This window comes from Streptomyces sp. NPDC050161 (assembly GCF_044460025.1).
GTDB lineage: Bacteria > Actinomycetota > Actinomycetes > Streptomycetales > Streptomycetaceae > Streptomyces.
The window spans coordinates 314064-338501 of the sequence record NZ_JBITJM010000002.1 but is presented as its reverse complement, the minus strand read 5'-3'; the positions used below and the strand labels follow the sequence as shown (position 1 = coordinate 338501).

Sequence of the window (24438 nt, the reverse complement as noted above, 5' to 3'; positions counted from 1 at the left end):
CTGCACAACACCCGCTGCGTGAGTGGCCAAAACCGGTGCAGGATTCGTACCCGCCTGCGATTATCAGGATCGCTTCACGGAATCTCCACAACGTGCCACGGAGGTGAAGCAACCGGGACGAGGCACCCGGACCCCTATCCTTGTCCGCGGTCCGTGATCCACGTCCACCACCGGCCCCCGTAGCTCAGTGGATAGAGCAGGTGCCTTCTAAGCACTTGGCCGCAGGTTCGAGTCCTGCCGGGGGCGCTCTTCTCGGGTGACCTGGGGAAACGCCCCCAGGGAGTTGTCAGGCTCACCGTTGACACGGTGTTGGTCAAGGTGCCTGGCGGACTGAACCTTCCCCACCGGGCCCTTGATCAGCACCCCTGACAAGGGAACGCCATGGCCGCCAAGACAGCCACCCGGGCTCTGAAGAGCCCACTCCGGGTCCACTCCCGCGCCGCCGGACGGGCCGGAGCAGCAGCGACCGCCCCTCCCTCGAATTCCTGGGCTGCCGACCGGGACGCGACGCTCAGCGACTACGTCCTCCACCTCCGGACGACGAACAACAAGCACGGGCGCCCCTTCCAAGAGAAGACGGTCAACTCGTACAGGAAGGCCGCCCTCGTGCTCTGCCGTTGGATGACAGCGGAGGCGGTGGAGGGCGATTTCACAGCGTGCGAGACGGCGACATTGAACCGCTTCTTCCGCTGGTACTACGAAGCCCACGATGTGCCGAAGAGCCCTGACCCCTACCTACTCACGTGAGTAGGTTGAACGATGTGGACCCATACCGCCCCGCCTGAGCGAGCTTGCAACCTCGTTCGACCACCCCGAAGAGCGGGTTACTGATGGGCGACTCAGGCGCCCCCACGGGCGGTATGGGCAGAGCCCGCCCCCGGGATCGAACCGGGAACTCTGCCGGTTACCCCGGATCTCCCGTTGCCGGGCCGGTACGGCGCACCTCTGCCAGTTGGGTCAGGCGGGCAAGCCCGGGGCTCAGAACCCAGGTGGAGAACCACACCGGGGAGCCGCACAGGCAGTAGGCGAGGGGGTCTCAGTCCGCCGAATGGCGCGTAGCCGGAAGGGTGCGCGGTATCCCGCCCTCACCCTGTATCTAGTGAGTGGATTGCCTGAGCGGGGTCCGGAGTTGGCCGGTCGGGTGCGGGATCTTGGCGGCCCCGGTGACGAAGTGACGGAGTGGCGGGCGGGCCGGGGTTACTTGCACAGAAGAGATATTTGGACTCCGTAGGGTGGATTGGATCTCTTCGCCACTTCAGCACTTCGCCACTGGCGATCACTGGGTATCCGATTTCCTGACCCTCCATAGTGGACTTATCGGGGCAATCTGCGCCCGCCCCAGCGCCGACTTCAGTCATACCCATGCCAGATTTGGTGGACTTGAGCCGTCGGCCCGGGACGCGTGGAAACAAGGACAGTGGTACTGCGGGCACGGGCAACACCCTGCGCAGAGAGGGGATTCAGCGCTGCACGCTAGACTCTCAATCACGACGCGTGAGCACAGGGAGGGAAATGAAGAGTCAGTACACGGACATTTCCCCAGCTTTGCCAGCGAAACCCCGGATCACGAACACTAGGCTCCCCACCTCACGAATGAGCCTTTTGCAACACGTCGCCATAATTGAACGTGGGTTGCGTGGCGATCTTTCCAGTCCGCACCCTGGTGCGGAGGAATGCGCATTCGATCCCTCGCTCGCACTCTGCCTCTATCGCAGCGGTGTATCACTGTGCGACGAGGGGAGCAATGCTCGCACCCTCATCAAATCGGCTGCCGAGAACCTGCGCTCCGCACATACGACTACCGAACGACGCCTCGCAGTAGCAGAGTTCCTTTCCGCTCTGGGTGAACTGGTCGCGTGCCTCCTGCGCTTCCTAGTGCGTGCTCTAATCCTCCTGCTATCACGATTGCTGGGCAGGGTGGGCACCGATGACACACCCGTATGGAAACCTGACCCCATCGAAGTATCACCACAGGTCACGCCCAGAGGCCCCAACTCCGCCTTCCCCGTGATGACTTACCGGGGCGGGAAGCAAAGCAGTCGTGCGCTGGGGAGCGCCGTACTGGCTGCCTAAGTGACCCGCCGGCCAATTCAGGTCGGAAGGCTCAAAGTCATGTTCAATTTGCCGGACTCGGTGCCGTGGGGCGTCGTGGTGGTCGTTGCCGTCCTCTCATCCTTCGTTCTCCTGGTTCGCGCCGTTTGGCCCCAGAAGTCCGATGGGCGCACAATATTGTTGCTGGAGTTGATGCGCAGTCGGGCCCAGCGGCGCCGACAGGAAGAAGACCGGAGGAGCTGAGCGGTAGCGCCCCCGGAGGCACCTCAAAGGCGGTTTCGTGGATGCCTCGGAGCTTGTGGTGGCAGGGGTGGGGCGGCTGGAGCTCAGGCCGGGCCACAGTCGCCGACTGGCTGCGCAGGTCAAGGCGGGGCAGATGGGTGTGATCCCGGCGGAAGGGCGCGTGCTTGTTGTGCTGGGGTGGCGATGGTGACGGACATCGCTTTGCGGGCAGGGGGGGAGTCGCTTCCGCGTTCGTTAGCGGAGCGCTCCTGTCTGCAGTACGCAGCGGCCGGGGGACGCTCCATCCCGGGGGGGGACGGCGCATCGAGGAGAGCCACGCCCACGCGTATACGCACGCAACAAGACGGCCATGGGCATCGCGCCGAGAGGTCCATCTGTCTCTCGTCTTGAAGGGCACTCCCCCACCGTGCGACGCCTTCAGCCGCCGCACCACCCGCGCTTCGAGGAGAAGAGTTAGGAGAAGAGTTACGCCTCGGAGTGTTGTCGGTGAAGCTCTTTCTCATCTGGCTCGCAGGTGCGAAATGGGAAGGTAAATCGGGGTGTTGACGTGACGAAGCCCCTCGTCGTTGGTGGTGGTTCAACTCATCACACCAGCGACGGAGGGGCTTCGTTGGTTCCTTTGCCCGGTCGGGCCTCAACGCACATTTCTGGCGATGATGTGCACCCTGACCCTCAGAGGCGTGTGCCATGCGACCTCGCCACGCACGGCCACGGTGTTGTTGTCCTGCGGCACTACGTTGTGGAGGGTCATGACCGCATCCCCCAATTGGGGCCTGTCCTGGGCGTCAAGCTCAGCGATGGATCCCACTACCTCGCTGAAGCGGTTGACGCCTTGCGCACTCAGCAGAGTGGTGAACACCCCCTGCTTATTGGAAAGGTGGTACGCGTAGGCCACAAATTCAGTGACCGCGAGGGGAGACTCGGCCACGGGTTGGGCCACAGCGTCATTCGCCGGATCAGGCATTGATTTCGTTCCTCCTGGCCAACAATCGGATGGGGCGCCTTTGGTATACCCGTCGGCAGGTAGGGACGAGGCATCTCTTCGTCTGATCGGCCTATGGAGAATGGGGTTTCTGCAGAGTTGGTCGGGGGCCGGCCGTACGTGGTGCGTGGTCGGCGACCAGCGTCAGCAGGTGCTCGGGGCGGCTTTGCCGGAGAAGCGGTCTGCGAGCCAGGGGGCGCCTTCGGCGCTCGTTCCCGCTGTGGCGGCGATGTGGCCGGGGATGTAGTTGCTGGTGAACTTCACCGTCGCGCCCCGGCGGCACCAGTCGGCGGCCAGGCTTTCGCCGACCCGGTGGGGGATCACGTCGTCGAGGACACTGTGGGACAGCAGAATGGGCATCGCGGGCTTGCGGTTGCCGAGCTTCTGTTCGGCCACGATCGCCTTCCACGGAGCGCGCTTGAGGCGCTCCGTCAGTGGGCGTCCGTCCACGGTCAGCAAGCGGGATCCCAGGAAGGGGTACTTGCCGATGGCCTGCGTCGTGCACTGGTTGTCCCGCAGGTCGTCTGTCACCTGCTTGCCGCGGGAGTTCAGGTACGGGCCGGTGTCGATGCCGTATCCGGCGGCGAGTCCGGAGAAGGCGTAGTTGAAGAACGCGGAGTAGGCCGAGCCGTCGAGGCTGTCGGCCACCTTGTCCATGTCCGCCGGGGGTGCCCCGACGACGGCGCCCTTGATCTTCAGCTCCGGCGCGTAGGTGCGGGCGAGTTCGGCCGCGGACGCTGCCGCTCCGCCGCCCTGGGAATAGCCGTAGAGGGCGACCGGGCCGGAGTCGGGGAGGTTCGCGGTTTCCAGGCGCTGGGCTGCCCGGATGGAGTCCAGCACCGCGCGGCCCTGCACCTCGCGGTTCATGTAGGTGTGGACTCCGGGGGTGCCGAGCCCCTGGTAGTCGGTCACCACGACGGCATAGCCCTTGTCGAGAAGGCCCTTGATGGGCAGCGCCTCGTACTCGGTGCCCTCGGCCAACTGGCGGGAGGGAGCGCACTTGTCCGCCAGTCCCTGGGTGCCGGGCGCGAAGGCGATGATCGGCCGTGGGGCGTGCCGGTGGGTCCTGGGGGTGAGCACGGTGCCGGTGACCGCGATGGGCTTCCCGGCGCGGTCGGTGGTGCGGTACATGATCCGGATGGCGCTCGCGTTGACCTTGATCGCCTTGAGGGAATCAAGGTAGAACGCGGACGGCTCCGAGCGGATCACGTCGCCGTTGTGCGCGGGCAGCCTCGCCGGCGGTTCGTAGAAGAACGGCCGGCCGGCGGCGGCTGCCGCGGAGGATTGCAGGGTGAGGGGAACAACAGCGGTGGCCGCGGCGATGAATGTTGCGACGGCACGCCTGCCCAGGGCACGGCGACTCAGCACGGGGGCTCCTCGGTGGTCGATGGAAAGGAAGAGCTCCACTGGCTACCCGAGTCGTGGCGGCCGGATGAAGAGATTGCTTGTCGTATGACCCGGATGGGGTACGAAGTGAGGGGCGGGAAAGGCTCTGTACGAGCGCAGTTGACCGGTCTGTTGCCGCTCGGCCTTGCGCAGGTGGTACGCCTTGGCCGCCCGTGATCGCGCCCGTCGGGTCAGGCCAGCTTCGCGAGGACGGCGGCCAAGGGGGCCGGGTCGAGAGGGCCCAGGTGCGGGGCCGGCAGGGAGTGGACGTCGAAGCGGTTGTGGGGAGTTGCCGTGTCGGCCTCCTTGATCATCCGGTTTTGGAGGGCGAGCGGGAGGCTGCGGTCGCGGGTGAAGCGGATGTAGCTGCGGGGGATGCGGCCCCAGGTCTCCGGGTGGCCACGGGCGTCGTCACGGATGAGCGAGGCCGATTCGTCCGGCTCGAAGGTGTTGAGCGCGTTGCGGAAGGCCGCGTCGTCGTAGTCCGCGGCGAAGACGGCCTTCGCCTTGGCGACGAAGTCGGCGTCCGCGGAACGCCAGTTGTTGCGGAGGACTCCGGTCCGCTCGGGGCTGCCCACGCTCGGAATCGTGGGGAGCAGCGTCGCTCTGCCCTCCGGGACCAGGAAGCAGTCGAGGATGGTGCGCATCCGGACGCAGCAGAACGCCGACAGGTACACCAGCCGCGCTATCGCATCCGGCACGTGGTTGCCCACCCGGGTGATCGTGGCACCGCCCATGCTGTGGCCGACCAGGACGACCGGTCCCTGCCGGGCCATGCGGCGCACGACGCCCGCGACGTGGCGGGCGTTGTCCTCCAGGGTTGTCCCGGACAGGACCGGTGAGGGGGCGGTCGCGAACGCCGCCAGGTCCTGTGGCGCCTGGTAGGAGAGCGGGAAGTTTCCCTGCGCTCCGTGGCCGGGGAGATCCACGGCCAGGGCGCGGTGGCCCGCCAGGGTGAGTGCGGCGATCAGGGGGGCGAAGGCGTAGGCGTTGCTGTTGGCGCCGTGCACGAGGAGGAAGGCCGGCCGGTCCCGGGCGGTGTCCCCCTCGTGCCCGGCGTACGCGCTGAGCGCGGCTCCCGCCGCGGCGCCCGCCCCCACCCCGGCGATGGCCGTCCCTGCCCGCAACAGGCCCCGCCGGCCGACCGCGCGGGCCGGGGCGCGCCCGGGTGAACTCCCGCCCGGTGATGCGGTGTTCGTCGGCTCAGGCATGCGTACGCCGTTCCGTGCCGCGCATGGCCAGCGCCCAGCCGAGTAGTGCCGCGCCGACGGTGCCGATGGCCAGGTCGGTCCAGTGCGGCAGCCCTGCCCCTCTGAGCAGGGCTGCCACGCCGAAGCTGGTGCTCCACAGCGCCTCGCTGAGGGCGGATCCGAAGCCCTGCACGAACAGAATCACGCCCACCAGCAAGCGGGCACGCTGCCAACTGGTGTCGTTCCGCCGCCTCGTACGCCTCACGGTCATGCCGATTCCTCCGGTCGTCGAGCCCAAGGGATTTGATACGTGCGTATCAATATGAACGTATCATATAGGCTTGGCGGCATGCCGAAACAGGTGGATTACGACAGTCGACGGCGTCAGGTCGTGGCGGCGGCCTTCGCGCTCGTCAGTGAGCGCGGGCTGGAGGGGGTGACCATGCGCGACGTCGCCACTCGGGCCGGCGTCTCGGTGGGCGCCGTGCAGCGGTGCTTCTCCGGCAAGGAGGAGATGGTGGTCTCCGTCGTGGAGGAGATGAACCAGCGGGTCAGCGCACGCGTACAAGGCCGGATCGCCGGCTCCGTCACCCCGGGGGCGGCGGCGACGATGCTTGAGCACACGCTCGCCGGCATCGTGCCGCACGACGAACAGAGCCTGGCGGAGACCCGGGTCTGGCTCGCCTTCACCGCACACGCGTCCGTCACGCCCGGCCTGGCGGCCGTCCAGCGCAAGCAGTACGAGGGCCTCACGGAACTCGTCGCACTGCTGCTCCGCACGGCGCAGGAGGCCGGCGATGTCCGCCCCACCGCCGATGCCGACCAGGAGGCGGACGCCCTGATCGCCTTCACCGACGGGCTCGGCATGCAGGTCGCGGTGGGGCGGCACACCCCGGATTCGGCGCAGGCGGCACTCGGCCGCCGGCTCGCCGCGCTCCGGGCCCCGGAGTGAACACAGGGCACGTCCGCCGGCCCGGGTGACCGATTCGCTGCGGCGCTTCAACTCGAAAGGGAAAAGGGGCCGTTGATGGCGAGTTACTCGCCATGGGGCGCTGGGGCGTGTCCGGTGGGGCCGTCACCCAGCCTGGCGGACGGCCGCGGGGTCAGGGAGTGGAGCAAATCACGTGGGACTCGGCTTGTTTGAAGATGTTGCTGGGGTTGGTGACCGTGACTTGCCAGTTGTCGGGCTGCGCGAAGGAAGACAGCACGGTGATTCCCGGGGAGTTGTTGAATCCGCCGCCCGTCGGTACGGTGCCGGGATCACACGGCACGTTGACACTTACCGTCTGACCTGGGCCGATGTTCCTTTGGATGGAATGCCGGACGAACGGTGCCTTCACGGCGGCGTCGGCGGCTGACTGCGTCACCGCGAGCCCCAGCCCTCCGGCGAGGACGGTGGCAGCTGCCAGAGCAAGGGGAATGCGTCTCATTTCGGCCTCCAGGCTCATGCGAGAAAGGCGTGCACTCTTCGTGCTGCCCATCTCTTGCTGTGGCAAAGCGAGCCCTCACCTCTACGGGTCACTATGTGTCCAACGGTTCGAGTATCGGCCCGTCGGACCGGCGCCGGGTGTATTGATCACGAGCGAGCGCCGTTCATGGTTATTGATACCGGCCAGGTTTTTTTGATGCCGATGGCACCCGGTGTGGCGGAGAAAGCCGGGCGTCTCCGCCACACCGGATGCCTGAGGGTGTCTTACTTCTGCCAGCCGACGGTTTCCGGGAGGGGGGTGTGGAAGATGGTCGCGCCGACGTTGGCGAGGCCCTTTTTCACGCCGTAGGTGGAGGGGCCGCTGTAGAGCGGCAGGAAGGCGTACTGCTGGAGGGCCTTGCGTTCGACCTTGTTGACCGCTGTGGCCTGCTTGCCGAGGTCGGCGATCTGGGTGGTGGCGCGGATTTCCTTGTCCAGGGCCGGGGTGCCGGAGCCGGTGATGTTGGCGTCGCGGTCCGAGCAGTAGAAGTCGCACAGGTAGCGGGCGCCGAAGGGGTCCATGGAGCGGTTGCCCGAGAGGAAGAGGTCGAACCTGCGGTCGCTGATGATTTTGGCGAAGTCCGCGTCGTCGCCCTTCTTGATGACGAGGTGGATTCCGGCGGGCTTCAGCATGGCGGCGAAGGCGCCCGCGGTGGCCTTGCCCAGCGGGTCGTCGCCGAGGAGTGTGTAGCCGACTTCGAGCTTCTTGCCGTTCTTGACGCGGATGCCGTCCACCCCGGGCTTCCAACCCGCCGCGTCGAGCGTCTTCTTGGCTTCGTCGGGCGCGTATTTCAGCACGGCCGAGACATTGTCCTCGTAGCCCTTCTGGAAGCTGAACAGTACGGCCGATCCGGGCAGCGGTTCCTTGTAGTCGAGCCCCTGGAACTGGATTCGCGCGATCTGCGGGCGGTCGATGCTCTCCACGATGGCCTTGCGGACGGCCGTTTCCGAAAGGACCGAGGATTTCGTGTTGAAGTGCAGCGAGTATTCAAAGGGGCTGCCGCCGCTGCGGATTTCCGTGCCCTTGAGTCCCTTGATCTGCTTGAGGCTCTCCGCGTCGACGGCGGACGTGTAGTCGAGCTGGCCGTTCTTGAAGGCGTTGACCCCCGCTGTCGCCTCCAGGTTGACGTAGACGCGCTTGTCGAGCTTGCCCTTCTTGCCCCACCACTTCGGGTTGCGGACGAAGGTGATGTTGCCCGAGTGCGTGTCCCACGTGCCGACCGTGTACGGGCCTGCGCCCCACTCCGGGTGGGCCTTCTTGACGTACGCCTTGTTGAAGTTGTCGACCGTGGCGGCATTGGGGTGCAGGAAGGTGGTGAACAGGGTCGGCCAGGAGGCGTTGACGCCCTTGAAGGTGATGACGGCCTGCTTGGCGCTGTCGCCCTGCTCGACCGAGGTGATCCGGTCGTAGCCGTCCGTGGACGAGGCGGCGAAGTCCTTGTCGGAGCCGTTGTTGGCCTTCCACGTGGCTTTGATCGCCTTCCAGTCGATCGGTGTGCCGTCGTTGAAGGTGGCCTTCGGGTTGATCGTCAGGGTGACCTTCTGGTTGCCGCCGTCGACGGTGACCTTCACGTCCTTGTAGTAGTCGGGGTTGTACTGCACATCGCCGGTGGGTGAGTACGTGATCGCGTCGGCGTTGTACCAGCCCCAGACCCGGGACGCGGTCAAGGTGGCATTGACGTTGAAGGGGTTGCCCTGCTCGTCGAAGGTCCCGACCGTGGTGTAGGTGCCACCGTCCTTGACCTTGTCGTACGGCTGGGGGTTGTAGTCGACGGCGGCCGACGCGGCCTTGGGGTTCTTGCCCGGCCCCGCCGCGTCCTCCCCTGAGGACTGGCACGCGGTGGCGGCGACGGAGATGGCGGCGACGAGGGCAACGGGCAGGACCAGCCGTGCGCGCATGGCGAAAGGGTTCCTTCGGGTTCGGTGGAGCGGAAAGGGAAGCGGCCTGGTGGCGCCCCGGAAGGGCCGGGGGCGGTGTCAGACCACGTGACAGGCGTACTGGTGGCCGGGCTGTCCTGCCACGTCGGACGGCGCGGGGCGTTCCGTACGGCAGCGCCGGCGCACCTTCTCGTCGGCGAGGCGGTAGAGGGGGCAGCGGTCCACGAAGACGCATCCCTCGGGGACGCGGGTGGCGCTCGGCTGCTCGCCCTCCAGCACGACGCGTTCCCGGGCGCGTTCGCGCTGCGGATCGGGCACCGGGATCGCGGACAGCAGCGCCCGGGTGTACGGGTGCTTCGGGTCGGAGAAGAGCGTTTCGGTGTCGCCGGTCTCGACGATGTGACCCAGGTACATCACCGCGATGCGGTCGGAGATGTACCGCACCACGGCCAGGTCGTGGGCGACGACGAGGTAGGCGAGGGCGAGTTCGCGCTTGAGCCGCGCCAGGAGGTTGATCACCCCGGCCTGCACCGACACGTCGAGGGCCGACAGCGGCTCGTCGAGTACGAGGAGTTTCGGCTCCGTCGCCAGGGCGCGGGCGATGCCGACCCGCTGACGCTGGCCGCCGGAGAGCGCGGCCGGGAAACGGTCGCTCACCGCTTCGTCCAGGCCGACCAGCGCCAGCAGTTCACCGATGCGGGAGCGGATCGACTCGCGGCCTTGCCCGATGGCCTGCAGGGGTTCGGCGAGCAGCTGGAAGACCGGCAGCCGCGGGTCCAGGGCGCCCAGCGGGTCCTGCATGACGATCTGTACGTCCCGCCGCAACTCCCGTATCCGGGCGGCCGAACCGGCCGCGCCGACATCGGTGCCGGCGATCTCGATCCGCCCGCCCTCGGGCTGCTTGAGCCGGAGGATCTCCAGCAGCGTCGTGGTCTTGCCGCTGCCCGACTCGCCGACCAGGCCCAGGGTCTCGCCGGCCCGCAGCGCGAAGCTGACCCGGTTGACGGCGTGCAGCGTCCCGACCCGGCGCTTGAGCACGGCGCCCTTGGTGACGGGGAAGGTCTTGACGAGGTCGTCGACGCGGAGCACCACATCGCCGGCCGGGGCGCGGTCGGCGTGCGGATCCAACGCGTCGCCTGCCGCGGTCCCGGCGGGGTCGAGCGATCCGTCGGCGATCTCGTCGGCGCGCAGGCAGGCCACGTCCCCGTGTCCTGGCAGGGCGCGCAGCTCGGGTTCGGCGGTGCGGCACGCGTCGACGGCGACGGCGCACCGGCTCGCGAAGGGGCAGCCGGCCGGGAGGCCCACGAGGGCGGGCGGCTCGCCGCCGATCGGGACCAGCGGCCGGTGGACCCCGCTGTCCACGGTCGGCACGGCGGCGAGCAGCCGCGCGGTGTACGGCATGACCGGCCGGCGGAACAGTTCGTCGACCCCCGCCCGCTCCACGAAGCGGCCCGCGTACATGACGGCGATGTCGTCCGCGTGGCCGGCGACGACCCCGAGGTCGTGGGTGATGAGGACGAGTCCGGCGCCCGTCTCCTGCTGCGCCAGTCGCAGGACGTCGAGGATCTGGGCCTGCACGGTGACGTCGAGTGCGGTGGTGGGCTCGTCGGCGACGAGAACGGACGGCTTGTTGGCGATGGCCAGGGCGATGACGACGCGCTGGCGCATGCCGCCGGAGAACTCGTGCGGGAAGGACCTGGCCCGGTTGCGCGGGTCGGGGATGCCGACGAGATCGAGCAGTTCGACGGCCTGTTCCCAGGCTGCTCGCTTCGTCAGGTCCTGGTGGATCCGCAGGGTGTCGGAGAGCAGCCGGCCCACGGAGAAGATCGGTGTGAGCGCGGACAGCGGGTCCTGGAAGACCATGCCGATGGCCTTGCCGCGCACGTCGGACAGCGCCTTGTCGCCGAGGCCGACCAGGTCACGTCCGCCGAGCAGGACCTGCCCCGTCAGATCGGCGGACGGCGGCAGCAGCCCCATGATGCCCATCGCGGTGGCCGACTTGCCCGAGCCTGACTCGCCGACGACGCCGAGGGTGCGGCCCGGCAGGAGGTCGAAGCTGACGCCGCGCACCGCCTCGACGGGCCCGGACTCGGAGGGGAAGGAGATCCGCAGGTCCCGCACCGAGAGCACGGGAGTGGTGGTCCCGGTCGGCAGTGGCGTCCCGGGGAGGGTCGTCGCAGATGTCATCGTCGGCCTCCAGCCGCGCCGGTCACGGATGTGGGGTCCAGGGCGTCACGCAGTCCGTCGCCGATGAAGGTCATCGACACGGTGAGCAGGACGACCAGGCCCGCGGGGAAGGCGAAGAGCCAGGGGGCGCTCGTGACGGTGCTCGCGCCGTCCGCGAGCATCGTGCCGAGGGAGACGTCCGGTGTCTGAACGCCGAATCCGAGGAAGGAGAGGGCGGTTTCGCTCAGTACGGTCGCGACGACACCGAGCGTCAGGTTGACGATCAGGAGCGAGCCGAGGTTGGGGATGAGGTGCCGCAGGATGATCCGCAGCGGGCCGACGCCCATGAACTCGGCGGCCGTCACGTAATCCCGTTCGCGCAGTGAGGTCGAGACGGACCAGATCACCCGGGCCGTGGACATCCAGCCGAAGACCGTCAGGACGACGATGAGGATCCGCCAGTCGCCGGCGAGGCGGTGGGACACCAGGGCGAGTATGAGGAACGAGGGGACGACCAGCAGGAAGTGGATGACGGCGAGCGTCACCCGCTCGATCCGGCCGCCGAAGTACGCGGCGCCGGAGCCGATGACCGCGGCGACGACGATGGTCAGGACGGAGACACTCACGGCGATCACCAGGGAGCGCTGGAGTCCGTGCACCGCGGAGGCATAGACGTCGTTGCCGCCCTGATTGGTGCCGAACCAGTGGGTGGCGCTGGGCGGTTGGGTGAGCGCGGCGAAGTCCGCGTCGGAGTAGGTGTACGGGGAGAACAGGCCGCCGAACGTACTGAACAGCACCAGCAGGACGAAGATCACCACACCGGCGACGGCGAGGCGGTTGCGCAGGAATCGCCGCAGGTAGAGCCGTCCGAGGCCGAGGTTCCTGCCGCTCTTGCGCGCGAGGGGCGCCGCTTGGGGCACCGGGTCGGCCGCCGCACCGGACGGGGCACCGGTGGTCACATCTGTCGCCACGTCAGCTCACTCTCACTCTCGGGTCGAGGAAGACCGTGGCGATGTCCGCGAGGATCGCGCCGATCGCGGTCAGTGCGGCGGCGAAGGCGGCTGTGGCGACCGTGCCGTGCACGTCGTTCTTGCTGATGGTCTGGATGAAGTAGCGGCCCATGCCGTTCCAGCCGAAGATCGTCTCGGTGATGACGGCGCCGGTGAAGAGGGCCGGGACGCTGAACGCCACGGACGTCGCCGTCGGGATGAGCGAGGTCCGCAGGGCGTGCCTGCGGATCGCCTGGGCCCGGGTGAGCCCGGTGGCGCGGGCGGTGCGTACGAAGTCGGCGTTGATCGTGTCGAGCAGCAGGGAGCGCTGCGTCAGGTGATATCCGACGTACCCCATCAGGGTCAGGGTCAGGGTCGGCAGGATCAGGTGCAGGAAGCGGTCGCCGATCGTCGGGAGCAGTCCTTCGACGTTCGGGGAGTTCTCCCCTGCGACGTAGAGGAAGTGCAGCCCGGCGTGCTGGTTCAGCCAGATGGCGACGAAGACCACGGCGAGCGCGGCGACGGACGTCGGGATGTTGAACACCGCGATGGAGACGGCCTGGGAGACCCGGTCGGCCCAGCCGTATTGCCGCGACGCCGTGTACACACCGAGCGTGACGCCGATGACCACGGACAGGATCGTCGCGATGACGACCAACTCCGCGCTGACCAGGGACCGGTAGCCGATCTCCCCGTTGACGGAGACGCCGGTGGGGGACTTCCCCCAGTCGAAGTCGACGACCACGGAGGTGAGCCAGTCCCACCAGCGCCGCACCACCGGCACGTGCGGGTCCAGGTTGTACGGCGCGAGGGCACGGGCGATCTGGGCCTCGCTCCGGGCGGGCCGCAGCTCCTTGAAGTTCGACCGCGGGTCCAGGAACCAACTGGCCAGAAAATACGTGGCGTTCGTCGCCACCACGATCATCAGGAGCCACCCCGTCGCCTTGCGCATCACATAGCGCACCACGCGCGGCACCTCCTCCGCCCATGCACGAGGCGCGCCGATGAGGCGCCGGGTCTGAGGGACGTATGCATGTGCCAAGGAGCTTTCTGACGAGACGGAACATGAGCACAGACGTGCGAGCGTCAGTCTGGTCCGGACCTTGGCGCCGACACCAGGTCTTGATCGTTTCTGCCACGAGGCTGAAATGTCGCTGTAGCAAACGGTGAGTTCCCGCCGATCTCGGACAATGCGTTCTTACGGCGGCGAGAGGGGGAGAAACCCCTTCCCTCCCCTTGGGTGGGAACTCGTGGGCGGCGGCCGTTCTCGGCCAACGTCGCCCGGCTCGCGGTGGAAGCGGCCGGGACGGCGTAGGGATCATGGCGGTGGGCGAGGCTTACGGGGCGGGCGGGGCCGCGTACAAGGGCGGACGGGGAAGGCGACAAGTGCTGTCGGACGAGGCATGGCGCGCATTGCGGGGCCAGGGGGCGACGCGCACCTTCCGCGAACGCAGCGTGATGCTGCGGCAGGGCTCGGCGGGGACGCATCTGCTCGCCCTCACCGACGGTCTCGCCAAGGTCGTGTGCCGGGAACCGGGCGGCATCGTGACCTGGCTGGCCTTCCGGGGGCCAGGCGACCTGCTGGGTGAGGTGTCCGTCTTCCACGGCACCCCGCGCACGGCGGAGGTCGTCGCGCTCACCCCCTGCACGGCTGTCGTGCTGGAGGCGGAGCGGTTCCGCCGGTTCGTCGAACAGCGCGGACTCGTCATGGACTTGATGCGCCAGGCCCTGTCCCGGCTGCGGGAGTCCGACGCGCACCGCACGGAACTGCTGACCCTCCCCTTGGTCGTCCGGCTGGCGCGGGCGCTGCTGCGGCTGGCCGAACTCACCGCGCCCGGAGCCGAATCGGCCGCCGTGCGGTTGACCGGCCTGAGCCAGGAAGAGCTGGCCCAGGCCATCGGGGTGACCCGCAACGCGGTCATCACCGGGCTGCAACGGCTGCGGGAGTCCGGCGCGGTCGAGACGGCCCGCAGGGTCATCGTCATCAAGGACGTACCGGCGCTCCGCGACTGGGCGACGGGCGCACCGAAGGACGGGCCCGGGTCTCCCTTCCCGGCGTCCGGCTGAAGGAGCGCGCCCGCGCCGGGAGCGGTGACCCTCGCCTGCCCGCGTCCGCGCTGTGACGTGGGACACCCGTGAAGTGCCCTGCGCTGTGCAGTGGGACGGGCGGAGGCGGCGGAACCTCGAATCAGCCGGATACCGGCTTCGTCACCGTCCCCCAGCCCGCGAGGAGATCACTCATGCCCACGCCCGTTCCCGCCCCGTACACCGAGAGCCGGCCGCTTCCTCCCTACCGTGCCCTGTTCGCCGTCGACGCGAAGGACTTCACCGGTCTTCCCGCCGTGCAGCACGGCCCGGTGAGCCAGTTGATCCCGGAACTCGTCGACCAGGCGCTGGAGCGGGCCGGGCTCCACGAGCTGCGCGACGCCAAGCGGTTTCCGGCCAACACCGGGGACGGCGTGGTGTTCGGCTTCGATCCGGCGGTGCTGCCCTTCGTCCTGTGGCCGTTCCTCGGCGTGCTGGACGACATTCTCGGCGCGTACAACCGGCAGTGCGTGGGCCCCCGCATCCGGCTCCGGGCCAGCGTCCACGTCGGACCGCTGCCGGACGCGGACGAGCCCGGCGACGGCAACGGCACCGCCCGCAACGACACACACCGGCTGCTGGACTCCCGGCCGGTCAAGGCCATCCTGGCGGCGGCGAGCGAGCAGGTCACCCACCTCGCGGCGGTCATCTCCCAGCGCGTCTACGAGGACGTCGTGCTCGGCGCCTACACCGGACTGCACCCCGACCGCTGCGTGGAAGTTCCGGCCACCGTGGAGGGGAAGAACTTCTCGCAGCGGGCCTGGCTGTACGTCCCGTCGCCGTCCGGGAACCTCCTTCAGGCCGGTGTGCGACCGCGCGAGGAATCAGCCACGCAGGCCGAGGCGTCCGCCGATGGGCGAGAGGAACCGGTGGCGCGGCCCGGCACGCACTACAGCGGCAACACGCAGCACGTGAACGAGGGCGCCGCCGTGATGGGGAGCGTCGGCCGGGACGTCACGTACACCGGCGGCTCCACCACGTACCACGGCACCAATCAGCACTGGGGCGGCGGCGACAACGTGGCGGGCGACAAGCGGGTCGGTGGATCCGGAGACCAGCGGTGAGCGGCGGCGCTGACCCCACACCCGGCCCGCAGGGACCGGACGCCGACGGTCGTCCCGATCCGCAGCACTCCTACCGCGACAACCAGCAGCGGGTGGATCGGGGCATGGCGGTCATGGGCGGGATCGGCGGCGACGCCAACCTGTTCTTCGGTATCGACGAGGACGTTGCGGAGCGCATCGTCAAACCCCGCCTGCGGGAAGGCCCTTACCCCGCGGGCGACGTCCTCGGCCGCTTGCGCGGGTTCGTCGAACCACCGGCCTACGCGCAGTGCCGCAAGGTGCTCGACGGCCACATCCTGCTGCTGCGGGCCGGCGGCGGCACGGGCGCGAGCACCGCCGCGTTCGCCCTGCTCGCGGAGCGGTACGGAGCCGACGGCATCACAGGACTTGACTCGCCCGACGACCTCTCACGCTGGCGCCCCACGGAGGGACGCGGCTATCTCCTCCAGGGGCTGTCGCCGACGGCCGCCGCCTCGCTCGGCGAAGTCGCGCTCACCGCGCTGGCCGCGCTGCTGCGCCGGGCGGGCGCCCATCTGATCGTCACCGTACGGGCGGAGACGGCGCTTCCCGGCGACACGGTGCCCTGGCAGGTCGTGCACCGCCCGCCGCCGCCGGCCGAGGTGGCGGCGAAGCGTCTGGACACCATGGCCGACGCGGGCGAACTCACCGCCGGGCAGGTCACCGACGCGCTGGGGCACCTCGCCTCCGCGGACTTCACCGGCTATCTGCACGCCCACCCGCTTCCGGGGGACGGCGTCGAAGTGGCGAAAGGGCTGCGTGACCTCGTCATGTCGGGGAGGCCCGCCGCATCCGTGCTCGACGAGCTGCGGACCGGCGCCCCCGCGGCGGCCCACAAAGCCCTGGCGGAGTCGAGCCACCGGGCCGACCGCCTCTCCCTGATGGCGGCCATCTCGCTGCTGCCCGAACAGGACCGCACGGTCATCGAGGAGTTCAGCGCGATCCTGCGCCCGCACATCGACGAGCGCGGCGGTGCGCACGCATCGGGCACGGGGGGATCGCAGACGGGGCGCGACGTCCTCGGGCCGGCTTTCGAGGACCGGCTGGAGGCCGTCGGCGCACGTCTCCTGGCGCGCCGTTTCGGGGCGGCGCCCCGCTATCCGGTCCAGCCGGTCGTCTTCTCCGGCCGGCACCGTTCGGACGCGCTGCTCCGCTGCCTGTGGCTGGAGTACGAAGGCATGGCGAACCTGCTGTGGAAGACCTTGGACGAGGTTCCCCACCACTTCGGCATCGAACTGGCGGCAGGCCAGGCGATCGGGAAGGTACTTGCCCACGCGACCGGTCCCGGCACGCTGCGGCAGCTCCAGCCTTTCGCCGCGTCGGACAGGCGCTGGCGCCGACGGCTGGTGGCCTACGCGCTCGGCGAGCTGGTCCAGTACCCCGCGCTCACCGGCGCGGTACGGGACCAGTTGCGGCAATGGAGCCGGTCCGTCTTCGTCCCCCTCCGCTGCACCGTGGCCGAGACCTGCGCCGGCAGCTACGGTCTGGCCCGGCCCGCCGCCGCCCTGAAACTCCTGGACGACGCGCTCGACGGGCGGGACGCGGAACTGGCGGGCACCTTGCGTACCGCGGTGTCCTTCGCGCTCAGCACGCTTCTCTCCGAGGACGCCAACCACGTCCTCGTCCTCGACCGCCTGCGGGAGTGGCAGGAGGCCGACCCGGGCACGCAACGTCACGCCCTGGCCGTTCACTTCATCGAATCGATGAGCCTGACGACCTTCCCGAAGCCCGGGGCGCCGGGCGTACGGCGCGTGCGGCTCGCCGACTTCCTTACGGAACACCCCGAGCGGGCCTTCGACCTCGTGGTCACCGCCCTGGACGACCCCGCCACCCACGAAGCGACGGCGACCGGCCTGTCCCTGATCGAGAGCGACCAGGGCCTACGGCACCGGACCGCCTTCCCCCAGTTCCTCGCCCGGCTCTCCGCTTCGGCCCGGAGCCACCGCGGCGTCCTGCGGTTCGTACTGCGCCGCCATCGCGCCCGTACCGCCCCGACAGAAGGGTTCGCCTCATGACCGAGCCGCTCATCACCGCTCTGAACTCCTCACCGACCTGGCAGCTGCTCCGCCTGCGCCTCGGTGCCCCGGAGGACCGGGCCCTGGTGTTCCTCGCGCACAACGGGGACGACGGCATGGTGCCGCCCCAGGACGGCGACTACTGGGGCTATCCACGGCCGACGGCGCGTGCGGTGCGCCAAGGGGACTTCTTCGACGTCGTGTGGGTCTCGCTCACCGAACGCCGCATGTCGGTCGACATCCCCCGCCGGCCACCGAAAACCGCCGCCCGCTACGGGGTCGCCTGGAAGATCACCAACCCGGTCGTCGCGGCCAGGAACCGGATCACCGAAGAACAGGCCCAGCGCCTGGTCGCCGACCACATCAGCGGGCACGCCACCTTGCCCGGCGCCGCCGACCCGCTGCGGAAGCCGCCGCCCCACCTGGGTACGACCGAGGTCGAACCGCCCGGCCGGCTACAGGTGATCGACGGGTCCGGCCTCACGTACTGGTTCCTCGACCCGCCGGCCGCGCTTCTGCCCACGCCGGACCCGGCCCTTCCGCCGGGCTTCGGCGAGGCCCACCGTGAGGCGTACCGCTTCTACCGTGAGGTCGTCGCGGGCGGTCCCGTCGGTCTGGCGGCCCTCTGGTTGCTGCACCGGCCGGAAGAGGCGAGGGACGTGCTCGACTGGACGGTGACCCACCGCTCTCTCCTCGACGACAAGAACAGCTGGGAACACACCCTCGCGGCGACGCTCCGGTCGCTGACGCCGGAGGACCGTGGGTTCGTCGGCGTCAACCTCGCGCGCGTGCTCAGCGACGTGGGGGTTCCGCAGGGTGATGAGGTGCTGCACCGGATCGGCCGCACCGACGCGCCGGGGGACGGAGCCGGTCCGTACGGGGACCACCCGTGATGCCTCGCCTGCCCTTCGCCCGCCGCCCGGCGCAGGAGGGCGAGCCGGAGGACGTGGTGGCGCTGTCGCGTGAGCTGATCGCCCAGAACCACGTCGAGATAGGCCGGGCGGACGGCAAGGCCGCTGTCCTGCTCACCGTCGGAGGGGCACTGCTCGGGCTCCTCCTGGTGCACCGTCCGCCCAGCACGTTCCGGTCCCACCCGCTGTGGTGGACGGCTACGGTGACGACGACCACGGCCCTGCTGTTCCTCCTGGCAGCGCTGCTGCCCCGCCGCGGGCCGAGGCGCAGGGAGAACTCTCGCGTCCTGTCCTACTACGAGGACGTGGTCAGGGCGGAGAAGCGGGCGGAACTGTCGTCCGGGCTGCTGTTGAGCAGTTCCGATCCGCATCCCCGCCTGTTCCGCGCGCTGACGGTGACCAGCCGCATCGCCCGCACCAAGAACAGATGCGTGCACGGCGCCGTCCTCCTGCTGCTGCCCGCGGTCACCGCGGTGAGCGCGGCGCTGCTGTCCGGCGGCTGAGGCGCTGCGGGCCAACTGGCCGGTGGTGACGGCCCGGTCCGGATCGGCCGCGTTCTTGGCGGGCGGGGCGGCTGGTCAGGGGGCGTCAGTCCTGCGCCGGGGCAGGCGCAGGGGCCTCGGAATCGTCGGTGGTCGCGTCGGCGGTCGCCTCGGCCGTGGCCGGCTTCTTTCGGTACCACATGACCACCAGGACCGACGTCACCAGGACCGCCCCGGCGATCACCAGGAAGCCGTTGTCCATGGCGTCGGTGAACGCGCGGATGACCTGGGCGTGTTCGGTGGGTCCTACCTGTTCGGCGGCGGCGAGCGCGCTGGCGGTGGAGTGGCGTACGGAGTCGCCCTTGGCCAGTACCGACTGCGGCAGGTGGCCGGAGAGCTGGAAGCTGAGGATGGTGCCGATCACGGCGACGCCGATCGCGCTGCCGAGTTCGCGGGTGGAGCTGTTGATCCCGGAGCCGAGGCCCGAACGGCTCGCCGGCAGCGAGGAGATGATGCCGATGGACAGCGGCGGCACCGCCATGCCCGTGCTGACCGCGAAGACCAGCAGGTAGACGACGTACAGCCAGTACGGGGTCTGCGGTGTGGCCAGTGCGAGCAGTACCAGCCCGCCCGCGGTGCCGAGCAGGCCGACCGTGACGACGGGCGTGGAGCCGAAGCGGTGGGTCAGTTTCAGGCTGTTGCGGGAGGTGGTGAACGTGCCGAGCGACAGCGGCAGCACGCCCAGGCCGGCCAGCAGCGGCGAGAAGCCCTTGGCGTACTGGAGGTACTGCGCGTTGACGTAGAACAGCGCGAAGACCGCGACGAAGGACATCATGATGCCCAGCGCGCCGGCCCGCAGCCGCGGTTCGGCGAAGACCCTGGGGTCCATCAGCGGGTGCGGATGGCGCAGCTCGTAGCGGACGAAGACGGCGAACAGCACCACCGCGGCGAGGAGGGCCACCATCACCGGGACGGAGGTCCAGCCCCGTTCGGGCGCCTCGATGACGCCGTAGAGCAGCCCGACGAAGGCGGCTGCCAGCAGGACGGAGCCGCCCGGGTCCAGCGGGCTGTCCTGGGTGGCGGTGCGCGGCGAGACCTTGGCCGTCAGCAGCAGCAGGAGCAGCGCGATGGGGACGACCGTGAGGAACAGCCCCTGCCACGGCAGGAATTGGAGCACCAGACCACTGATCGCGTTGCCGATGATCCCGCCGAGTCCGCTCATGGCGGTCCAGGTGGCGATGGCCACGGGCTTGCGCTCATCGGCGAGCACGCCGAGGAGCAGGGACAGCGTGTTCGGCAGCACGAAGGCCGCGCCCGCTCCGGTCACCGCACGGGCCAGCAGCAGGATGGTGATGTTCGGGGCCGCGGCGGACAGCAGGCAGCCCGCGGCGAACAGGCCGAGCCCCACCATCAGCGTGCCCTTGCGGCCACGGCGGTCCCCGATGGCGCCGGCCGGAATCAGCAGGCAGGCGAAGACGATGGCGTAGGCGTCGACCACCCAGAGCATCTCGGTCGACGAGGGCTGGAGAGCGCTGGCCGACAGCTTGGGGACCGCCATGTTGATGGCGCTGATCATGCCGAAGACCAAGATGACGCAGGCGCACATCACGGTCATCAACGCCCGGTGCCCGCTCGGTCGTTCGGCGGCTTGGGCAGCACCATCGGCGCCGCCGCCGATGGCCCTGTCCGTGGCGCCCTGCCTGGTGGTCACACGGTCCTCCTGTGAACGTCGATCGGGACACATCCAGGCTCGCGGGCGAGCGCGCGTAAGTACAGTTACAAAATTCTCACTTGGCTTAAGCAGCGCTTGAAGCTACTTGATGCCCTTGGTGAACTTCGGCTCGTCCACGTCCACCACGATGTTGTCCGGCACCCGGCTCACCAGCACGATCAGCCCGGAGGTCTCGCTCCGGTTGGCCTCCACGTGCACCAGCTCGGGCGGTACGTAGACGAAGTCCCCCTCTTCCAGGTCGAGGTGGTATTCAAGGCTGTCGCCGTAGTGCATACGGGCCTGGCCCTGAAGTACGTATCCGGCGGTTTCCGCAATACCGTGATGGTGAACAGAGGTGGCGACACCGGGCGGCGTGTAGACCTTGCCGAGCCAGATGTTCTGCGCCCCTGCCGACTTCTGGTAAATGCCGCCCATGCGCTGGACTTCCGGAGACTCATCGGCATCCGGCGACATGTCCCAGCCTCGGACGACCTGAATTCCTCGAAGCTTCGGGTTCTTCGCCTCGTCCCGCTCAACCACCGAATTCTCCATTCTGTGGGGTTCCCGCGTACACGCGCTCCGCGGAGCGCAGACCGGCTTTCGATCTCAGCTTCTGCCGCCAACTCCGGGGGCGACAGTCGTCCGTTGGACGTAATCCTTATGGTCGATTGTCAGCGCCGTTGATCTTCATCAATGCTGGATACAACGACTACCCGGACCGGCCGGTAACCGGCTGGTCAGCGCACTCGCACGACCGGTTCAGGCCGGCGCCACGCAGCTCCGAGTGCAGCGCCGGAGCCCCTCCACCGATCAATCTCCGCCATCCCGCCCAGCTTCCCGACACCCGCCGCCATCGCCGCCGTCTCCCCGCAGGACACCCGAGCCGCCATCGGGCCGACGGCATCCACGACGCCATGGAAGGGAGTGCCGCCCCCCAACTCCCTGGCCAGGACCCCGACATGGCCTTGGCTGATTCGTACGCACCGCGGCCGGTTGGCATCTTCTATCGTGGGGCTGAGTTTCCTCGTCCGTCCGGACAACGGCCAGAAGCGGCGCACCCGAGCCGCGGTGTCTGCTCAACCGGCTGCGAAGAGGCGGAATGTGCGGTATTTGGAGCCGGACTGACGAACAGTCGCTCTGACGGGGCGGCACGAGGGAGTGGACGGGATGTCTCGCAGCGGGACCGGGCACATATCGGGAAGTTCACTCGGGGTACGGGTCGGCCCCGGTTCGAGCCCGTTTTGGCCGACGGACGGAGCGGCGCCCTCTTGCCCGGCCGGCGACACCGCCCGCCGTTCCGAATAGGCTTGGCGACATGCTGGACTTCCGACGACTCCACGTCCTGCACACGGTTGCCGAAGCCGGCTCCATGACCAAAGCCGCCGAAATTCTCGCATTCACACCCTCGGCCGTTTCCCAGCAGATCAGCGCCTTGGAACGGCAGGCGGGAACGCCGTTGGTGGTACGGCTGCGCCGCGGGATCCAACTCACCGAAGCGGGACGGTTGTTGGCGGACCACACCTCGGCGCTACTGGACAGGCTCGACACCGCGCAACGCGAACTCGACGACCTGGTGCACCTGCGGGCCGGCCGGCTGCGCATGGCGACCTTCCCCACCGCGAGCGCCCGCCTGCTCCCCGAGGCCATCGCCACCTTCCGGCGCACGCACCCCGACGTCGAGCTGACCCTGCGCAGCCACCCGTCCGCCCGCAGCCTCGAACTGCTGCGGTCGGGGAGCATCGACCTCGCCGTCGTCTTCACCTACGCGTTCGCCGACGTCATCGACCTGCACGATCTGCACACCGTCCCGCTGGTCCGCGACGCCATGCACATCGTGCTCCCCGCGGATCACCGGCTCGCCGGCGCGCCCACGGTGGACGTCGCGGATTTACGCGGCGAATCCTGGATCCAGAACCACGATCCCCTGTGTTCCCGCATGCTCACGCACATCTGCGGACTGGCCGGCTTCACTCCCCGCGTGGTATTCGACAGCGACGATTTCACGACCGTCAGCCGGCTTGTCGAGGCCGGCCTCGGCATGGCCGTCGTGCCCGACATGGCCACCGATCAGATGACCAGCGGAGTGGTTCTCAAGCCTCTGCAACAGCAATTCTCGCGGCAGATCTACGCGGTGACCGCCGAGAAGGCGAATCCGGCGACCCTGGGAATGCTCGGCATACTGACCCGGACGCACCGCGCCCCACGCGCGCGGCGGGAGCCGGTCGCCGTCAGCGGTTAGACCTCGCGGGCCGGTGCGGCACAACTGCCTTCCTTCACCGGTGAGTTCACGCTTGGTCACCTCCGTGCCGACCGCCCGCCGGACCATGTGCCGCTACTCGCGGTCCTGTTCGCCGAGGTAGCGGAACTGAGCATCCCGGTTCGGGCGTCCTACCTCGGGGGCACGAAGCTCCGCACCGGAGATGCGACGGCATGACGGATGGCACCGTTTCGACGCACCCGGGACCGCGGGCCGATGCAGACCTTGGCATACGAGATCGCTCATGAAAACGAGGGAACTGGGGACGGCCGGCACATAAGAAGTTCAGCAGCGGGAATCCAACGGCCGGGGTACGCCGTGTGTCAGCAATGTTTCCTGCACCTTTCCTGGATCCGCGGTACCGGGATAACCGGGCGCGAGAGGCAACACGAAGATCATTGACAGTGAATGAGCGGCTTGCTAGCGTATGCAAAGGGGTTCGAAAATGAGTTCTCAGCTGCCGGACGAGTGGGAGGACGAGCCCCACGCGACGCCTGGCGACGACCGCGATCCGCCCTCCGGGGAATGGGATTCAGCGGATCAGCCGGTTGCGGACAGGTCGGATCGCCTGCAGCTGACGCCCCGGGAAACCGGGGTGATGCAGAGCATCGCCATCGGTTTATCCAACCGAGCCATAGGGCGCGCGCTAGGAATTTCGGAGCGTACCGTCAAGGTGCATATCCGGTCCATATTCATCAAAATGAATGTCTCAAGCCGCACCCAAGCCGCAGTTGTCGCGCTCCAGAACGGCCATATCTCCTTGCCCGAGCCGAACCCGGATCCCGATCCGGACCCGGATACGACGCGCCCGCTGTAGAAGTGAACCGCGGCGGGCAGTGGCCGGCCGGCCCGGGAGCGGCGCCGCCCCGCAGGGCGGCGCACGGGGCGGACATCGCCGGAATTCCAGCGTTCAGTCGCCCTTAACTCCGGGCGACAATCCGTCACTGGACTTACGGAGCACCACCGGCCAGCATGGATTCATGACCTTCGCGGCGTCTCACCTCTCCCGGACCGGCGGAATGCCCGCACCCCGCCGGGTCGATCCGCACGGTCGGCGGGGCCGGTCAGGCCAGGGACACCACGCCCAGTCGCAGCCCGGCCATGGCCGCCTCGGTGCGGGACGCCACACGGAGTTTCGCGAATATGGACCGGATGTGCGCCTTGACGGTGTGCTCGGAGATTTTCAGATCCCGCCCTATGCATCGATTCGATTTTCCTTGTATAATCGCGGCCAGGACTTGGACCTCACGCCCTGTCAGGTCTTTCCTGCTGCGGCCGTGACTCTTTGTCATCGGTAAGCCGTGCACACCGTTCAATGGCTCCCCGGCCCCCTTTCGGACCGAGCGGCCTCCATCGCCTCCTACGGTCAACTCATTTGCCGCGGTTTTGACGAAACGCTGAAGTTTCACTGTCGGGGCAGATGCCTCGTTAGTGGGCATGACATCCGTCATCTCCTGGGAACTATTACCGCAAGTCATGCTTGACACGTAAAGCCGACCACGCCGTCGGAGTCAGCTCCGAACGAACCACAGTTCTTCCCG

General features: G+C 68.6%; 21 protein-coding genes and 1 tRNA gene. 10 read left to right on the top strand and 12 right to left on the bottom strand.

What is annotated here, in order from left to right; all coding sequences use genetic code 11:
- The first annotated feature begins 173 nt into the window (after positions 1 to 173).
- Both ACIBK8_RS04685 and ACIBK8_RS04680 read left to right on the top strand, forming a co-directional pair.
- Positions 174 to 246: transfer RNA gene (locus tag ACIBK8_RS04685), tRNA-Arg, on the top strand.
- Between the two features lie 135 nt (positions 247 to 381).
- Complete coding sequence (locus ACIBK8_RS04680; protein ID WP_399040070.1) at positions 382 to 747, top strand: hypothetical protein; 366 nt, start codon at positions 382 to 384, stop codon at positions 745 to 747.
- A gap of 2182 nt (positions 748 to 2929) precedes the next feature.
- Here the strand turns inward: ACIBK8_RS04680 and ACIBK8_RS04675 are convergent.
- The 4 genes from ACIBK8_RS04675 to ACIBK8_RS04660 all read right to left on the bottom strand — a co-directional run bounded on the left by ACIBK8_RS04675 (position 2930) and on the right by ACIBK8_RS04660 (position 6124).
- Positions 2930 to 3259, bottom strand: a complete 330-nt coding sequence (locus tag ACIBK8_RS04675) for a hypothetical protein (RefSeq protein ID WP_399040069.1) — start codon at positions 3257 to 3259, stop codon at positions 2930 to 2932.
- 162 nt (positions 3260 to 3421) lie between these two features.
- Complete coding sequence (locus ACIBK8_RS04670; RefSeq protein WP_399040068.1) at positions 3422 to 4645, bottom strand: alpha/beta fold hydrolase; 1224 nt, start codon at positions 4643 to 4645, stop codon at positions 3422 to 3424.
- 209 nt (positions 4646 to 4854) lie between these two features.
- A complete protein-coding gene (locus ACIBK8_RS04665; RefSeq protein ID WP_399040067.1) occupies positions 4855 to 5874 on the bottom strand; it encodes an alpha/beta hydrolase in 1020 nt (339 codons plus the stop codon).
- Positions 5867 to 6124, bottom strand: coding sequence for a hypothetical protein (locus tag ACIBK8_RS04660; RefSeq protein ID WP_399040066.1), 258 nt, complete (start codon positions 6122 to 6124; stop codon positions 5867 to 5869). The genes ACIBK8_RS04665 and ACIBK8_RS04660 overlap by 8 nt, the downstream gene beginning before the upstream one ends.
- 78 nt (positions 6125 to 6202) lie before the next feature.
- Here ACIBK8_RS04660 and ACIBK8_RS04655 point away from each other — a divergent pair, with 78 nt between their 5' ends.
- Positions 6203 to 6805, top strand: a complete 603-nt coding sequence (locus tag ACIBK8_RS04655; RefSeq protein ID WP_399040065.1) for a TetR/AcrR family transcriptional regulator — start codon at positions 6203 to 6205, stop codon at positions 6803 to 6805.
- 151 nt (positions 6806 to 6956) lie between these two features.
- On the opposite strand, the gene ACIBK8_RS04650 is transcribed toward ACIBK8_RS04655, so the two are convergent.
- The 5 genes from ACIBK8_RS04650 to ACIBK8_RS04630 form a co-directional block, all read right to left on the bottom strand.
- Positions 6957 to 7301, bottom strand: a complete 345-nt coding sequence (locus ACIBK8_RS04650) for a hypothetical protein (RefSeq protein WP_399040064.1) — start codon at positions 7299 to 7301, stop codon at positions 6957 to 6959.
- 245 nt (positions 7302 to 7546) lie between these two features.
- Positions 7547 to 9220, bottom strand: a complete 1674-nt coding sequence (locus tag ACIBK8_RS04645; RefSeq protein ID WP_399040063.1) for an ABC transporter family substrate-binding protein — start codon at positions 9218 to 9220, stop codon at positions 7547 to 7549.
- A 78-nt stretch (positions 9221 to 9298) separates the two neighbouring features.
- Entirely contained in the window at positions 9299 to 11386 is a 2088-nt protein-coding gene (locus ACIBK8_RS04640) for a dipeptide ABC transporter ATP-binding protein (protein WP_399040062.1), read from the bottom strand.
- On the bottom strand, positions 11383 to 12285 hold the full coding sequence (locus ACIBK8_RS04635) for an ABC transporter permease (RefSeq protein WP_399040288.1): 903 nt from the start codon (positions 12283 to 12285) through the stop codon (positions 11383 to 11385). The genes ACIBK8_RS04640 and ACIBK8_RS04635 overlap by 4 nt, the downstream gene beginning before the upstream one ends.
- A 52-nt stretch (positions 12286 to 12337) precedes the next feature.
- Positions 12338 to 13321, bottom strand: coding sequence for an ABC transporter permease (locus tag ACIBK8_RS04630; RefSeq protein WP_399040061.1), 984 nt, complete (start codon positions 13319 to 13321; stop codon positions 12338 to 12340).
- 419 nt (positions 13322 to 13740) lie between these two features.
- Here ACIBK8_RS04630 and ACIBK8_RS04625 point away from each other — a divergent pair, with 419 nt between their 5' ends.
- The 5 genes from ACIBK8_RS04625 to ACIBK8_RS04605 all read left to right on the top strand — a co-directional run bounded on the left by ACIBK8_RS04625 (position 13741) and on the right by ACIBK8_RS04605 (position 18950).
- Positions 13741 to 14421, top strand: a complete 681-nt coding sequence (locus ACIBK8_RS04625) for a Crp/Fnr family transcriptional regulator (RefSeq protein WP_399040060.1) — start codon at positions 13741 to 13743, stop codon at positions 14419 to 14421.
- 173 nt (positions 14422 to 14594) lie between these two features.
- Complete coding sequence (locus ACIBK8_RS04620) at positions 14595 to 15503, top strand: hypothetical protein (protein WP_399040059.1); 909 nt, start codon at positions 14595 to 14597, stop codon at positions 15501 to 15503.
- Positions 15500 to 17536, top strand: coding sequence for a hypothetical protein (locus ACIBK8_RS04615; protein ID WP_399040058.1), 2037 nt, complete (start codon positions 15500 to 15502; stop codon positions 17534 to 17536). The genes ACIBK8_RS04620 and ACIBK8_RS04615 overlap by 4 nt, the downstream gene beginning before the upstream one ends.
- Positions 17533 to 18429, top strand: coding sequence for a hypothetical protein (locus ACIBK8_RS04610; protein ID WP_399040057.1), 897 nt, complete (start codon positions 17533 to 17535; stop codon positions 18427 to 18429). The genes ACIBK8_RS04615 and ACIBK8_RS04610 overlap by 4 nt, the downstream gene beginning before the upstream one ends.
- On the top strand, positions 18429 to 18950 hold the full coding sequence (locus tag ACIBK8_RS04605) for a Pycsar system effector family protein (protein ID WP_399040056.1): 522 nt from the start codon (positions 18429 to 18431) through the stop codon (positions 18948 to 18950). Before ACIBK8_RS04610 ends, ACIBK8_RS04605 begins: the two co-directional genes overlap by 1 nt.
- A gap of 85 nt (positions 18951 to 19035) precedes the next feature.
- On the opposite strand, the gene ACIBK8_RS04600 is transcribed toward ACIBK8_RS04605, so the two are convergent.
- A complete protein-coding gene (locus tag ACIBK8_RS04600) occupies positions 19036 to 20640 on the bottom strand; it encodes an MFS transporter (RefSeq protein ID WP_399040055.1) in 1605 nt (534 codons plus the stop codon).
- A gap of 102 nt (positions 20641 to 20742) precedes the next feature.
- Positions 20743 to 21180, bottom strand: coding sequence for a cupin domain-containing protein (locus tag ACIBK8_RS04595; RefSeq protein ID WP_393685336.1), 438 nt, complete (start codon positions 21178 to 21180; stop codon positions 20743 to 20745).
- A gap of 775 nt (positions 21181 to 21955) precedes the next feature.
- On the opposite strand from ACIBK8_RS04595, the gene ACIBK8_RS04590 reads away from it, so the two are divergent.
- Positions 21956 to 22879, top strand: a complete 924-nt coding sequence (locus ACIBK8_RS04590; protein WP_399040054.1) for a LysR substrate-binding domain-containing protein — start codon at positions 21956 to 21958, stop codon at positions 22877 to 22879.
- Between the two features lie 463 nt (positions 22880 to 23342).
- Positions 23343 to 23714: a response regulator transcription factor gene (locus tag ACIBK8_RS04585; protein WP_399040053.1), complete on the top strand. Its 372-nt coding sequence runs from the start codon at positions 23343 to 23345 to the stop codon at positions 23712 to 23714.
- Between the two features lie 247 nt (positions 23715 to 23961).
- Here the strand turns inward: ACIBK8_RS04585 and ACIBK8_RS04580 are convergent, their stop codons facing one another.
- Entirely contained in the window at positions 23962 to 24189 is a 228-nt protein-coding gene (locus ACIBK8_RS04580) for a response regulator transcription factor (protein WP_399040287.1), read from the bottom strand.
- Between the last annotated feature and the right edge of the window lie 249 nt (positions 24190 to 24438).

Bases quoted from the DNA above. Each gene is read 5' to 3' on its own strand.
- ACIBK8_RS04680 (WP_399040070.1), top strand. From the start codon at position 382: ATGGCCGCCAAGACAGCCACCCGGGCTCTGAAGAGCCCACTCCGGGTC.
- ACIBK8_RS04675 (WP_399040069.1), bottom strand. From the start codon at position 3,259: ATGCCTGATCCGGCGAATGACGCTGTGGCCCAACCCGTGGCCGAGTCT.
- ACIBK8_RS04665 (WP_399040067.1), bottom strand. From the start codon at position 5,874: ATGCCTGAGCCGACGAACACCGCATCACCGGGCGGGAGTTCACCCGGG.
- ACIBK8_RS04660 (WP_399040066.1), bottom strand. From the start codon at position 6,124: ATGACCGTGAGGCGTACGAGGCGGCGGAACGACACCAGTTGGCAGCGT.
- ACIBK8_RS04655 (WP_399040065.1), top strand. From the start codon at position 6,203: ATGCCGAAACAGGTGGATTACGACAGTCGACGGCGTCAGGTCGTGGCG.
- ACIBK8_RS04650 (WP_399040064.1), bottom strand. From the start codon at position 7,301: ATGAGCCTGGAGGCCGAAATGAGACGCATTCCCCTTGCTCTGGCAGCT.
- ACIBK8_RS04645 (WP_399040063.1), bottom strand. From the start codon at position 9,220: ATGCGCGCACGGCTGGTCCTGCCCGTTGCCCTCGTCGCCGCCATCTCC.
- ACIBK8_RS04640 (WP_399040062.1), bottom strand. From the start codon at position 11,386: ATGACATCTGCGACGACCCTCCCCGGGACGCCACTGCCGACCGGGACC.
- ACIBK8_RS04620 (WP_399040059.1), top strand. From the start codon at position 14,595: ATGCCCACGCCCGTTCCCGCCCCGTACACCGAGAGCCGGCCGCTTCCT.
- ACIBK8_RS04610 (WP_399040057.1), top strand. From the start codon at position 17,533: ATGACCGAGCCGCTCATCACCGCTCTGAACTCCTCACCGACCTGGCAG.
- ACIBK8_RS04605 (WP_399040056.1), top strand. From the start codon at position 18,429: ATGCCTCGCCTGCCCTTCGCCCGCCGCCCGGCGCAGGAGGGCGAGCCG.
- ACIBK8_RS04590 (WP_399040054.1), top strand. From the start codon at position 21,956: ATGCTGGACTTCCGACGACTCCACGTCCTGCACACGGTTGCCGAAGCC.
- ACIBK8_RS04585 (WP_399040053.1), top strand. From the start codon at position 23,343: ATGAGTTCTCAGCTGCCGGACGAGTGGGAGGACGAGCCCCACGCGACG.
- ACIBK8_RS04580 (WP_399040287.1), bottom strand. From the start codon at position 24,189: ATGACAAAGAGTCACGGCCGCAGCAGGAAAGACCTGACAGGGCGTGAG.